This window comes from Oceanobacillus sp. CFH 90083 (assembly GCF_009389585.1).
Taxonomy (GTDB): domain Bacteria; phylum Bacillota; class Bacilli; order Bacillales; family Amphibacillaceae; genus Oceanobacillus.
Map to the genome: position 1 here is coordinate 1 of NZ_VIYG01000022.1, position 12,875 is coordinate 12,875.

Here is a 12,875-nt window from a genome sequence, read left to right on the forward strand (position 1 = left end):
TTTATCACCTCTGTAGGAATTGATAGATTTTCTGTGGAATAAACCAGGCTTAGGTGCCAGTTCCTCCCTTTCATTTTCTTTCTTATTAACCTGCATAGCTATATTATTAAGAATCCCCATGGCTATCATCATGAAAAGCAAGGAAGATCCTCCATAACTGATAAATGGCAAGGGAACACCTGTAATTGGCAGAACCCCGCTGATTGCCCCTAAATTAATAAAAGTTTGAATGCCTACCATTGAGGCAATTCCAAGTGCAAGCAATGAACCAAAGCTATCCTGACATTGCCTTGAAATATAGAGTCCTCTAAAAACAATAGCAGCTAACAATCCTAAAACAATCGCTACACCAGTAAAGCCAAGCTCTTCTGCAACAATTGCCATAATGAAATCCGTATGACCTTCTACTAGAAAACCTAACTTTTGGATACTTTGCCCTAACCCTTCTCCTGTTAAACCGCCAACACCAATGGCAACATAAGACTGGATCAGCTGATAACCATTTAAATCTGGAGAATTAAACGGCTGATAAGCACCGGTAAAACGAGAAATTCTTTCATCCGTTACCATATTTGGGATGGCAAACGCCAATAATAGAAGTCCTGCAAAAATAAGAATAGATAAATGTCTCCATTTGATGCCAGAAGCAAAAATGACAGCACATGCCATCAGAAAAATAATTGATGCTGTTCCAATATCCGGCTGCCTCATAATTAATCCAAGCACAATTGCCGTGATAATAAGCGGCGGCAGAACACCTTTACTAAACTGGTCTAAGTACGCCTGTTTTTTAGAATAAATAGCAGCTAAATACATAATCAGGCCAAGCTTGGCAACCTCAGCAGGCTGCAAGCTGAATGGGCCAAACCGAAACCAAGATCTTGCATTATTAACCGTATCTCCAAAGATAAGTACCCCTACGAGTAAGATAATACAAGATATAATGATTATCTTCATTAGCCGTTGATAAATTTGGTACGGCAGGAAGGATATAATGCCAAAGGCGATAAGTGCAACAATAAAAAATATCAATTGCCTTACGAGATAATAGTTACTGTTTAAACCATCTACAACAGCTACTACCATACTTGCGCTATATACCATTACTACACCAAAACCGGCCAACAGAATTGGTGTGATCATCAATGTGAAATCGAAGTTTTTCCAATTTTTTAACATTATTTTTCTCCTAATCACTATGTAAGTTTAAGAGATTTTTAACAGTATATCATATTTTTAATTAGTATAACACATTATTTATTAGCTGTTATTATTATCTCTTATTTGTCAGTATACATTTTTTAACATATACAAAACAACAGGGAGCTCTAAAAGATTTAATTAAAACTCAATACCTTATAAAGGCTAAACCTTCTTTTTAGCTTACTTTTGTTACGCATGTAAATATTAATATAGAATGGAGAAGCTGCCCGCTTTAAATTTTGTCAGGGATGAAGTGCTGAGCAGTTCACATACGCTTCACAAGCACTTAGCTAATCCCCTTTCCCCATCAAAAGCATCAGCCCCATGTATTTAAATATAGAAAGACTTCAGCCGCTTATAGCTGAAGCGTAATCGGTCTTTTTGGCTTTGTAATCAGATTTAGATGTACCTTTTTAAAATCGAACGCATCATAAAATCTATCCATTCTTAGCTTTTAAAAAAACCTTGCCGCTCGTTAAATGGGCAAAGTTTTAATTTAGTACTGTCACACTAACAGGTAAATATGATTACAATCTTCCTTGTGAAGCTTCATGTAATATATTAAGCTTTTTCTCTAGGTTTCCCAACAGATTTCGTCCTTCTTCTTCTGTAATTAGCTCCAATCGAACTGCAAAATCAATTTCTCTAGATAAGCCAAACATCTGTGTATCCAGTACGTCCTCGTATACGGGACATTGTGGCATGGTTAAATTCTCTATCTGAACCTCAATTAAATGGAGTATCTTATCCGCATCAGCTTTCAAAAGAGCGTGGGCTTTTTCACGGTGATTAATCGTTACATCAGGCATCAATATAATCCCCTCCGCATTTTATCGTTCTTGATACAATATTATCGCTACAAGCACAAAAATGCAAATTTAACTTTAAAAGAAAGTTTAAAAAGTACGCAAATAATAGGCAGCGAACTCTTTAGTTAACGTATTTTTTCCGATGGGGGCGGGACTGTGATTACTCTCCCCACCGAAAACATTTGTGGACAGCACCGAAGTATTCCAACACGCAGACCCGTCCGTAAAAAGCCCGTTGCCCTGATCTTCTTGCTTCTAATTTGACCACTTTTTGAACACACACTTTCATATTATGTAGATCATTTTTAATGGCATGATATATTAGCATACAATTAAAAATAGATGAAAGTCATTCCAAACTTTGCTATCCTTGTAACAGAAAGAGTGTACAAGCTGTTATTTGGAAGCGAGTCCTTCCTTATTTAGTCTTGCTCAACACTTTTTATATTTAAAGGTATTCATTTAGGGGGATAAAATAACATGATTGTTATGATTAAAGGAAATGTGGGGTATCCTATCACGCTTGATCCAACGGTATGGATTTTTGATGATAGAAAAATGGAGCTGGAAAAAGCCTTTATTGAAAAAAAAGAAGAAGAAACGAATCATTCCGTTTTTCATAAACCGCCTGTAAACCGGAGCATCTCTAAAATGGAAGGAGAAGCGTATTTAAAAAATAGCTATGTAATTCCGCTGCACGATTTTCTAAATCATTCAGAGCCTCAAGCAGATGCCGGGGAGGTAGAGTTTGTTAGAAGCAATGGAAAGAATGAAAAAATATCATTAGAAGATGCTAAAAACGGCTATTTGCTTTTTTCATTAGAAGGTAAGCCGCTTCGTGAAGATGGCCCTGTCCATTTTTATTATAAAGACGGCTCTAATCAGGATAATCCAATAAAATATATTACGGAGATTCATGTTCATTAAAAAAGAATGTTCAAAAAGTACAAGAGCGAAATTCTTCAGTTGATATGATTTTTTTGCTTCTAAAATTAGGCACTTTTTGAAAACGGCCTAAAAGGAAGCAATATCCGCTGCTGAATGTTTATCAAGTAAACAAACCAGCAGCGATTTTTTATTACCCTTTTTTATTTTCTTCCTTCAGCTGATACATTTCGTCCTTTTTTTCATTATAATACTGCACGCCAAACTGCGAACCCTCCGAGACCATTTTAGCATTTTCCAGCTGATCCAGTTCTTTTTCTGTGAACTCATCAGGCTTGCCAGCATTTTCAAAAACCCGCAGTGTTCCCAGCGTCGATTTTAATTTTTTTCGCTTTTTTCTGTCAGACAATAATATACCGGCAACTCCTGCTCCGAACGCCCCTAGCGCTGACACAACATATCTTTTTTTCATATTATCATCCCTTCAGGAAACCAAATATTTCTTCGTTTTTATCATTCCCACTTCTCGCCTTTTCAAACTTTGATTATTTAATTCACTCTTAAAAATATGCTATACTGTATTCATACAAGGCATCGTTTTACTATTTTTACCGAATTGAGGTGGAAACATGCAGGTTAAATGCACCATATGTGATAAAGTGGAAGAAATAGAAAATGATTCGCTGCATGCAAAAAGATTACGCAATCGCAGAAAAAATATCCATTTATGTACCCCATGCTATAAACGCATTGAAGAAAATACGAAAAAAAGGCTGGCAACAGGGAAATTTCGATTCTACCAGGAAGTAAAAAAAGTAGATGATTACCTATAGCCTGCAATAAAAAAGCAGAGACTCCATTAATAATGGCAGCTCTGCTTTTTTATTGCATATGTTACTCACAGCTTTTTCACAATAACACGGAATCCGAAAGCTTCTTACCAGACGCTTCCTTTATGTATTCTCTTCCTGTACATCCTGACGATTTTTTCTCTCGCGATGTAATCGAAAACGATAAATCCCCAATACTAAAATGATAACAATCAAGCATTCAATTGTCGGCATTCTCATGACTGTTGAGAAGATAGTCACGACAAATGTACCAACCATCAATAGTATATATACAATAACATTTTTTACAGGAGAAAGCTTTTTTGCAAATCCCAATTGGTAAGCTATTGCAGAAAGAATGAGATTTATCACGTAAAAAACCCAAAAGATATTGTCTGTTCCATTTACTTCAAGGATATAATCAAATACCATCACTTACATGCCACCTTATTTATGCGCTTCCTTTATCATACTAAAAGTACATGCATATGACTAGAGAAAAACAAAAAATTATATGTCTGTTTTTTGAAGTTCTTCATATTATCCTTTATACTGATTTGTGGACAGATAGTAAAGGCGGTTGAAAAATGAGGAAATTAGATATTCCAATGCTGTTGTTAGCATTTCTGGTTGTTCTTCTATTTATTTTAGTCGGATTGGCTATTGCATTCCGAAATGTGTGGGCTATCATTTTTTGTATTATCCTGGCATTTTCTGTATTTGGATTTGCCATGTCCAGAAAGAAGAAAAGGAAGGGATAGTCATTTCCTTCCTTCCTTTAAAAATTCTATAATAGCACTGTGAATTGCCGGGTTAGCAACTACAGCTGATGCTCTTTCCAATGGATTCCAGGCGTTCCCATCCACATCTCCGGCAACCCCGCCGACTTCATGATTCAATATAATTCCTCCTGCTACATCCCAAGGTGCAAGACTCAAGGCAAGATAAGCATCTTGAACCCCCTCTGCAACACTTGCTAATTCTAATGCTGCCGATCCAATTGTCCGTGTTCCTCTGACCGTACGTACAAATTTTTGTGTTACTTTATAATCCACCACTCTGTTCTCACATAACCAAAAATGATTCATACCAATAATAGACTCTTCCAATTTTTTCTTCCTATCCAGCGGAGCTAATTGGATATCATTTTTAAAAGCACCTTCTCCGCGTTTGGCATGGTATAAATTATCACCCATAACATCATAAACAAAGCCAATTTCACCTATACCGTTATGTAGAATACCAATAGATATAGCGAATGTGCGCTTTTGATGGATAAAGTTCATTGTTCCATCAATCGGATCAATAATCCATATCGTTCCATCAACATTAGACAACGTATCTCCAAATCCTTCTTCACCAATAATATGATGTTCCGGATAGCTTTCATGAATACGGTCGACAAAGAACTTTTCCGTTTGTTTATCAAGAACTGTTACTAAATCATTCGGATTAGATTTGGTTTCAATCCCTAGCGGACCGTTCATATGTTCACGAATTTCATTACCTGCTTCGAATATCCAGCTTTTCGCTGTTTCATAAATTTCCTGCCTTTGTTGCAGATTCATTTATACATCGCCTCCAAAAAGTCCATGTAAGCTTATTTTATCAGAGTCTATATCATTAGACCAATCCTAAACTTTTTATCCAGCGCTTATAGAGGATGTTTGAATAGTTCAAGAACCAAAAGCGCCCGCATAACACCCCAGAGATTGCGCCCCGTAATTACGGCTTTAGTTGAAATTCCTTTCCCCTGAGATAAAGAAAGCACGGTGAAGCTGCTTCATGCTTTTGAACACAGATTTCCATCAACAAATAACCCTAATACACCTCTTTCTTAACTAAGAAAGCTGCAATATATTAGGGTAGGCTGATATCCTATTAATCCATGAGGGCAATCCATTGCTCACTAAGCTGCTTTAATCTCTCTTTGGATTTAATCATTTGTACTGTATCCTCATTCTGCATAGCCTCGTACAATGTTGCCAGCTCATAATCAATTTCTAATTTTATGACAGGGAGACGTTCTTCTGCTTCTTTTCGCCGGAGAGCTTCCATAACATATTTCATCCTATCACTCCTTAACCTGAAAACATATTGATTACTTTCGTATCATGTATGTGCTATATATTATGATTCGCAGAATAAATTGTTCACCAAAAATAATAAAACAATTTATTGTTATTTCTCTATTCCCTTTATTTAAAGAATGCAAACCTCTCCCTTCGATCTGGCTTGACTTCTTTCGAGAGATAAAGAATAATAATCTATAGCAAAAAAAAGGTTCACAAAATGAAAGAAAGGATGTTATTTGTGGAATTACACCACTTTACAAAAGAAGATTTCCAAACATTTTTAATCGATGGCTTAGATGAACGTATGGAAGCTATCCAACATAGAATACAGCCAAAATTCCAGGCAATTGGCGAAGAGCTTGTCACCTATTTATCTGAGAGAACAGGTCAGGATCTTTATTTACATATTGCAAAGCATGCGCGCAGAACAGTAAATCCGCCTAATGATACTTGGTTGGCAATTGCAGATAATAAAAGAGGCTATAAAAAGCACCCCCATTTTCAGGTCGGGTTATTTGACGACCATCTGTTTATTTGGCTGGCACTTATTTATGAGCTGCCGAACAAGCAAAAAATCGCCCAGAACTATTTAGAAAGTTTTCATGAAATAAAAAAACTTCCAGAATCATTTGTTGTCTCACTGGATCATACAAAAAAAGATTCTATTTCGTTAGAAGAATTATCTCAAAAGGATGTAGAACGTTTCCGGGATGTAAAAAAAGCTGAGTTCTTAATCGGCAAGCACCTGTCCTGTAATGATCCTATTTTACAAAATGACAAGGAGCTATTCACTACTATTACAACAACATATGAACAGCTGCTTCCGCTTTACCAATTAGCAATAGACAGCCGGGACGCATAAAGAAAATCCCCTAAAACTTCGTCGGTTTAGGGGATTTTCTTTATTTCATAGAAATAAAAGCTTCTTCCGATTCTCTTGCTTTTTTCACTACATGATAGCTGGAATATCCCGAAGATCGCTTAAATTCCTCGAACAATTGCTTTTCACTACTTTTAGATGGGACAATTTCCTTGAAACGGCGATATAAATGAATCAGATCTGTGCGTCTAACCTTTTTTTCATATGCCTGTTCAATTAAAGAAAAAAAGTTCACTACATCAATAATCTCTTCTGTTGACCATGTCTCATCCATTGGATATGCATAATTCATTTTTACACCTCTTTACCTCCATTTTTCTCTAATCTGATCCGCTTCCTGGATAATGGAGCCTATTAAATCTTCCACACTTAAAATTTGATGAATACGGCTGGCTCCTTGCCCTGCCCAGCCAAAACCTTCCGATTCCTTACCGGACTGAATATATTTTTGATTTACCTCTCCACTAATATAATCTTTTAACTGCTCATAATTATTCCCGTACTTTTCTTCCAGTGAAAGAATATTTTCTGTAAAAGAGCTCCGTAGTGCTCTGGCCGGAGCTCCTAATGAACGTTTTATTACAACAGTGTCTCCTTCATCCGCAGACAAAATCGCTTGTTTATAATTTATATGCGTCTGTACTTCGTTTGTTGCAATAAACCTTGTTCCCATTTCAATTCCTTCTGCACCCAGAGCAAGTGCAGCCATCAGGCCCCTTCCGTCAACAATACCTCCAGAAGCAATCACAGGGATTTCAAGTGCATCTACGACATGTGGTGTCAGAACCATCGTGCCTGTATCACTTCTGCCTAAATGACCGCCCCCTTCCTGTCCGACGACCATCACAGCATCTGCACCTAATTCCTGCGCTTTCTGAGCCTGCCTGGAGGATGCTACCAATACAAGTGTTTTTATGGGGGAGCCCTTCAGCATATCTAAAACACCAGCCGGATTTCCTCCAGTAATAGAAACAACTGGAACTTGTTCATCAATAGCAGCCTGCACCATATGCTCAAACTTTCTGCCATGCTGGCCAATGGCAAAATTTACGCCAAATGGTTGATCTGTCAGCTGCTTTACCTTGTGAATTTCTTTTTGCAAACGTTCTGGAGTCGGTAAACTCATTGCAGTAACCTGTCCAAGTCCTCCAGCATTACTGACTGCGGCAGCAAGATCAGCGTAAGCCAAATATGCCAATCCGCCTTGAATAATTGGATATTTAATATTTAACAGCTTTGTAAGCCTTGTTTGATACACGGTTTTCCCTCCACTTCTTTATTCCAATGTTTCAATTAAATCTGGATCAGCGATCTCATAACCTTGCTCTCTCAAACCATCAATCACATCCCCTAATGCTTCATTGGTCCATTCGCGATCATGCATAAGCAAATTTGCGCCTGGCTGAAGTAAGGAATAATTGATGTCTATTTCTGGTGCTTCCCCTGTAATTAGCGCTTCTTTTAATTTTTCTGCATCTTGATAAGGCTCAAAATAATCATAACCGTACGTCCAATTCATTAAAACCATTCCTTCTTCTTTTACAACTTCGCGTGAATGATCTGAATTTGCGCCATGTGGTGCCCGGAAAAATTTCGGACGCTCTCCAATAATTTCTTCAATTTTATCATTTAGACGAACAATTTCCTCTGTCTGTTCGTCCTTAGGAATATCTGGAATTACAGGGTGTGAGTATGTATGATTACCGATTGGAAACCCCATTTCATGAAGAATTTTCAGCTTTTCCTGCCCTTTTTCATCTTCAATAAAGTGCCCATTCACAAAAAATATAGCTTTTGCATCCTTTTCTTTCAAAGTTTCAGCCATTTCTAATGCATACTCATCAGGTGCATCATCGATGGTTAACAGTACAACATCTTCCTCTGCATCATCGATAGGCTCTAGCGAAGATGTTTCTTCGGATATGTAATACGCAGGCTCTATGTTTTCCTCTGCTGCATCCTGCTCCTTATTTTCATCTGCTTCCTCAGATTGAGCAGCTGCATCCCTCCCGTTATTTTCTTCCGTAACTTCTGTATCTTCAGTTTGATTCTCCGTTTTTTCGCCATTACTTTCATTTTCACTGCCGGAATGACATGCAGAAAGTATTGCAATGACAAAAATCAACATAAGAATTAAACTGCCGTTTCTAAACATTCTACAAAAACCTCCATGTTTCATGATAGTTTACTAGTTTTATTATAGGATAATATGTTACAATGGGCAATCGTACGGCACGCTTATAAATAATAGAATCCCGTGTTTATTTATTATCGAAGTGGGTATTTTACTAAAGAAGCAGTAAGGAGGAATTATTCGTGAAGAAAATAACAAATGTTTTCTGGATTTCGACAGTAATCGTACTTATTTTTATTTTATGGGGTATAATACCACCCAGTGTACTCCCAAATGCTAACTTAGATAATGTTACAAGTACCATTCAAGCATTTATTGTAAATCATTTTAGCTGGTATTACTTAATTGTTGCCACAATGTTTATTGGTGTTTCTTTTTTCTTGATTTTTTCTAAATATGGATTGATTAAATTAGGCAAACCAAATGACAAACCTGAATTTAATTATATCAGTTGGTTTGCAATGCTATTCAGTGCAGGCATGGGTATCGGACTTGTTTTTTGGGGTACTGCTGAGCCACTATTACACTTATTCGACAATTCACCTTATGGAGAACTGGGAACAACTGAAACGGCCATGGTAGCTATGCAATACAGCTTTTTCCACTGGGGATTTCACCCATGGGGGATTTATGCCATTGTCGGCTTAGCACTGGCCTATTTTAAATTTCGTCATAATTCTTCAGGGTTAGTAAGTTCGATATTAGTGCCTCTTTTCGGTGATAAAGTAAAAGGAAAATGGGGGACAGCCATTGATACATTGGTAGTATTTGCTACGGTATTTGGTGTAGCGACGTCATTAGGTTTTGGAGCCATTCAAATCAGCGGGGGCCTCTCTTACGTTTTCGGTATTAACTCCGGTATTTTATTACAATTGATTATCATTTTAATTGTAACAGTATTATTTATTATTTCCGCTTTAAGTGGTGTCAATAAAGGAATTAAAATTCTCAGTAATGCCAATATTGTACTTGCTATTGCATTAATGTTCCTTATATTAGTTTTAGGACCAACCGATTACATTTTAAGCCTATTTACAAATACAGCAGGAAATTACATTCAAAACCTTCCGAGCATGAGCCTGAGGCTGGATGCCTTTGGAGATGGCAATACCGAATGGATTAACGATTGGACCATTTTCTACTGGGCATGGTGGTTAGCATGGGCTCCGTTTGTAGGAACATTTATAGCCCGTGTTTCCCGAGGACGTACAATTCGTGAATTTGTTATTGGTGTTTTACTTGTACCTACTATTTTTGGCGCACTATGGTTTACTGTATTTGGCGGTACTGCAATGTACTATGATTTACAAGGAACAACTGACATATCCGGTCAAATTTCCCAATTTGGTGAAGAAGTAGCACTGTTCTCTCTGCTTGGAAACTTCCCGCTTGGAACGGCACTTTCTTTAATCTCTATTTTATTGATTGCTATATTCTTTATCACATCAGCAGATTCAGCAACATTTGTGCTTGGTATGCAAACAACTGGAGGAAGCTTATATCCCCCTTACCAGGTTAAATTAGTATGGGGAGTCATTCAGTCAGCAACTGCTGCTGTATTATTATGGCAAGGCGGGCTAAATGCATTACAAACCGCATCAATTATTGCGGCATTACCCTTCTCTATTATTATGATTTTAATTGTTTTCTCCCTAATGAAAACACTAAAAGCAGATGCAGCTAATATAGAACGGAAAAAACGAAAAGTTTAACTTCATAAATCACTTAACAGCATGTAAACAGCTCTCCTTAAATAACCAGAAAAAATACTGGTTTTAAGGAGAGTTTTTACTATCTTATTCATCTTCTTCCAACAAAATACAAGCTTTTTACAAAATCCAAATTTCATTACTTTCCCTTTAAAGTATTACACTTTACTACAAGAGAATGTTACTCTAATATCATTTTCTTTACTATTTTATAACATCTGCTAATTCATAAAATATATTTGTTAAGCTATGTATATCGTATGAAAATAAAAGAAGCAGCTACTTGTTTTATTTTCCGGAAGAGGTGGCATAGAATGAAAAAATTCAGTATCATTCTACTATTATTTGCAATCATCCCTATATTAAATAGTTGCCAATCGGAAGAGGACATACAGGTTATCGAATTTCAGTTTACGGATTATCAGCTTATATTTGTCCCGCCAGATGACGATAATGCCAGCTATATGAATACGTTCATTGATTTGAAGGCTAAGTATCCTAAAGAGATTTCCAGCCCGGAAAAACGTACAATGGATAATCAGGACTTGCCGTCAGACTATACTTTAAATAATAATAGTATTTATTTACTTAAAGATGAATCAGTTATTTATTCCATTGAAAATTTGATGTCAAATGGAGAGCTTATGGACACATTAGAATCTATTGTAAACACAGATAATCAAACTATCTACTGATGAGATAAGTGCCTTCAGAATAGATTTATTACATGATAACAGGGTGTTGGGTTCCTAAAAGTTTTCAAAAAGCAAAAAATCAGGAACCCGACACCTTTTTATAAAAACAGCCTTTCGTTTCCTCTCAACTCATCCTATTATATTTTAAAGCCGTTGCATTTATACAGTAAGAAAGTATCAGCTTCCTTACTCACGTAAAAAAGACATGCTCACTATTTTAACGAGAGCATGTCTTTTTTATGAAATTACATTGTATGAATTGGTGTACCTAAGCCTACTTCTGCAGCTTCCATCGTAATCTCACCTAGTGTCGGATGAGCGTGGATAGTTAATGCAATATCTTCTGCTGTCATTCCAGCTTCAATAGCCAGTCCGATTTCAGAAATCATATCACTCGCATTTGGACCGGCAATTTGTCCACCGATGATAAGACCATCTTCTTTGCGGGTAATTAACTTCACAAAGCCTTCTGAAGTATTTAATGATAATGCACGTCCATTCGCAGCAAATGGAAACTTCGCCGCTTTTACATCATAGCCAGCATCTTTAGCAGCTTGTTCAGATAAACCTACAGTTGCTAATTCAGGTTCAGTAAATGCTACTGCTGGAATTGCATTGTAATCAATTACTGATTTTTCACCGCTGATGGCTTCCGCTGCAATTTTAGCTTCATAAGATGCTTTGTGAGCAAGTGCCGGACCAGGAACAATATCACCAATTGCGAAGATATTGCTTACAGAGGTTCTTCCTTGGTTATCGACTTTAATCAGGCCTCTGTCATCTTTTTCAACACCGATTTGCTCCAGACCAAGCTCTTCCGTGTTTGGACGGCGACCTACAGTAACAAGTACATAGTCTGCTTCAACTACTTCTTCTTTACCGTTTACTTCATAAGTCACTTTTACGCCATCTTTTGTTTCTTCTACACCTTTGGCCATTGCTTCAGTAACAATTTTAGCACCTTTTTTATCCAAAGCTTTTTTAACAACCTGTGTCATCTGTTTTTCAAATCCGCCCAGAATATCTTTCGCGCCTTCTAAGAATGTTACTTCTGTACCAAAGTTTGCATAAGCAGTACCAAGCTCTGTTCCAACATAACCAGAACCGATAACAACTAATTTTTCAGGGACTTCTGTCAGGTTCAATGCACCTGTAGAATCCAGCACTCTTTCAGAGAATTTGAAAGAAGGAATTTCAATTGGTGAAGAACCAGTACCAAGAATACAGTTGTTAAATTTATAAGTTTGAGAGCTTGTGTCGTCAGCAACTTTTACAGTATGCTCATCAACAAAGTAAGCTTCTCCTTTAACAATATCCACTTTATTCCCTTTTAACAGTCCTTGTACACCAGAAGTAAGTTTATTGACAACAGAACCTTTCCATTCTTGTACTTTAGAAAAGTCAAGATTTACTTTTTCTGTTGTAATACCTAAGTCTTCAGAGCCTTTTGCATACTGATATTTATGACCTGCTTCAATAAGTGCTTTAGAAGGAATACATCCAACGTTCAAGCAAACGCCGCCTAAAGGTCCTTTATCAACAATCGTAACCTTTTGTCCCAGCTGTGCTGCACGGATTGCTGCAACATAGCCTCCTGGACCAGCACCAACAACAAGTGTATCTACTTCTACCGGGAAATCTCCTACTACCATGAC

16 protein-coding genes are annotated in these 12,875 nt (G+C 37.1%); 6 read left to right on the plus strand and 10 right to left on the minus strand.

Annotation, left to right across the window (positions count from 1 at the left end; translation table 11 throughout):
* A partial coding sequence (gene ftsW / locus FLK20_RS19925) for a putative lipid II flippase FtsW (RefSeq protein ID WP_152658351.1) occupies positions 1-1,179 on the minus strand: 1,179 nt, incomplete at its 3' end.
* A 551-nt stretch (positions 1,180-1,730) separates the two neighbouring features.
* Complete coding sequence (locus FLK20_RS19930) at positions 1,731-2,012, minus strand: Fpa/YlaN family protein (protein ID WP_152658353.1); 282 nt, start codon at positions 2,010-2,012, stop codon at positions 1,731-1,733.
* A 480-nt stretch (positions 2,013-2,492) separates the two neighbouring features.
* On the opposite strand from FLK20_RS19930, the gene FLK20_RS19935 reads away from it, so the two are divergent.
* Complete coding sequence (locus FLK20_RS19935) at positions 2,493-2,939, plus strand: hypothetical protein (protein WP_152658354.1); 447 nt, start codon at positions 2,493-2,495, stop codon at positions 2,937-2,939.
* Between the two features lie 151 nt (positions 2,940-3,090).
* On the opposite strand, the gene FLK20_RS19940 is transcribed toward FLK20_RS19935, so the two are convergent.
* Positions 3,091-3,369, minus strand: a complete 279-nt coding sequence (locus FLK20_RS19940; RefSeq protein ID WP_152658355.1) for a hypothetical protein — start codon at positions 3,367-3,369, stop codon at positions 3,091-3,093.
* A gap of 157 nt (positions 3,370-3,526) precedes the next feature.
* On the opposite strand from FLK20_RS19940, the gene FLK20_RS19945 reads away from it, so the two are divergent.
* Entirely contained in the window at positions 3,527-3,730 is a 204-nt protein-coding gene (locus tag FLK20_RS19945; RefSeq protein WP_152658357.1) for a YlaI family protein, read from the plus strand.
* A gap of 120 nt (positions 3,731-3,850) precedes the next feature.
* Here the strand turns inward: FLK20_RS19945 and FLK20_RS19950 are convergent, their stop codons facing one another.
* Positions 3,851-4,159 (minus strand): YlaH-like family protein, encoded by a 309-nt coding sequence (locus FLK20_RS19950; protein ID WP_152658388.1) that lies wholly within the window; start codon positions 4,157-4,159, stop codon positions 3,851-3,853.
* 155 nt (positions 4,160-4,314) lie between these two features.
* Between FLK20_RS19950 and FLK20_RS21765 the strand changes: the two genes are divergently transcribed.
* Positions 4,315-4,488, plus strand: a complete 174-nt coding sequence (locus FLK20_RS21765) for a DUF5325 family protein (protein ID WP_194165704.1) — start codon at positions 4,315-4,317, stop codon at positions 4,486-4,488.
* On the opposite strand, the gene FLK20_RS19955 is transcribed toward FLK20_RS21765, so the two are convergent.
* Positions 4,489-5,295: an inositol monophosphatase family protein gene (locus FLK20_RS19955; RefSeq protein WP_194165705.1), complete on the minus strand. Its 807-nt coding sequence runs from the start codon at positions 5,293-5,295 to the stop codon at positions 4,489-4,491.
* Positions 5,296-5,608: 313 nt separating this feature from the next.
* Positions 5,609-5,797 carry a hypothetical protein gene (locus FLK20_RS19960; RefSeq protein WP_152658358.1) on the minus strand — a complete coding sequence of 63 codons (189 nt, stop codon included), beginning with the start codon at positions 5,795-5,797 and terminating at the stop codon, positions 5,609-5,611.
* A gap of 222 nt (positions 5,798-6,019) precedes the next feature.
* Between FLK20_RS19960 and FLK20_RS19965 the strand changes: the two genes are divergently transcribed.
* Positions 6,020-6,664 carry a YktB family protein gene (locus FLK20_RS19965; RefSeq protein WP_227995184.1) on the plus strand — a complete coding sequence of 215 codons (645 nt, stop codon included), beginning with the start codon at positions 6,020-6,022 and terminating at the stop codon, positions 6,662-6,664.
* A gap of 40 nt (positions 6,665-6,704) precedes the next feature.
* Here FLK20_RS19965 and FLK20_RS19970 read toward each other — a convergent pair whose 3' ends face one another.
* The 3 genes from FLK20_RS19970 to FLK20_RS19980 are packed head-to-tail and all read right to left on the minus strand — an operon-like array spanning position 6,705 to position 8,837.
* On the minus strand, positions 6,705-6,974 hold the full coding sequence (locus FLK20_RS19970; RefSeq protein ID WP_152658360.1) for a UPF0223 family protein: 270 nt from the start codon (positions 6,972-6,974) through the stop codon (positions 6,705-6,707).
* Between the two features lie 12 nt (positions 6,975-6,986).
* The gene (locus tag FLK20_RS19975; RefSeq protein ID WP_152658361.1) at positions 6,987-7,940 is read right to left on the minus strand and encodes an NAD(P)H-dependent flavin oxidoreductase; all 954 of its coding nucleotides are present in this window, start codon (positions 7,938-7,940) and stop codon (positions 6,987-6,989) included.
* A gap of 18 nt (positions 7,941-7,958) precedes the next feature.
* A complete protein-coding gene (locus tag FLK20_RS19980) occupies positions 7,959-8,837 on the minus strand; it encodes a polysaccharide deacetylase family protein (RefSeq protein ID WP_227995186.1) in 879 nt (292 codons plus the stop codon).
* 161 nt (positions 8,838-8,998) lie between these two features.
* Between FLK20_RS19980 and FLK20_RS19985 the strand changes: the two genes are divergently transcribed.
* On the plus strand, positions 8,999-10,528 hold the full coding sequence (locus FLK20_RS19985) for a glycine betaine uptake BCCT transporter (RefSeq protein ID WP_152658362.1): 1,530 nt from the start codon (positions 8,999-9,001) through the stop codon (positions 10,526-10,528).
* 311 nt (positions 10,529-10,839) lie between these two features.
* Positions 10,840-11,220, plus strand: a complete 381-nt coding sequence (locus FLK20_RS19990) for a hypothetical protein (RefSeq protein ID WP_152658363.1) — start codon at positions 10,840-10,842, stop codon at positions 11,218-11,220.
* A gap of 245 nt (positions 11,221-11,465) precedes the next feature.
* Here FLK20_RS19990 and lpdA read toward each other — a convergent pair whose 3' ends face one another.
* Positions 11,466-12,872 carry a dihydrolipoyl dehydrogenase gene (lpdA, locus tag FLK20_RS19995; protein ID WP_152658364.1) on the minus strand — a complete coding sequence of 469 codons (1,407 nt, stop codon included), beginning with the start codon at positions 12,870-12,872 and terminating at the stop codon, positions 11,466-11,468.
* Between the last annotated feature and the right edge of the window lie 3 nt (positions 12,873-12,875).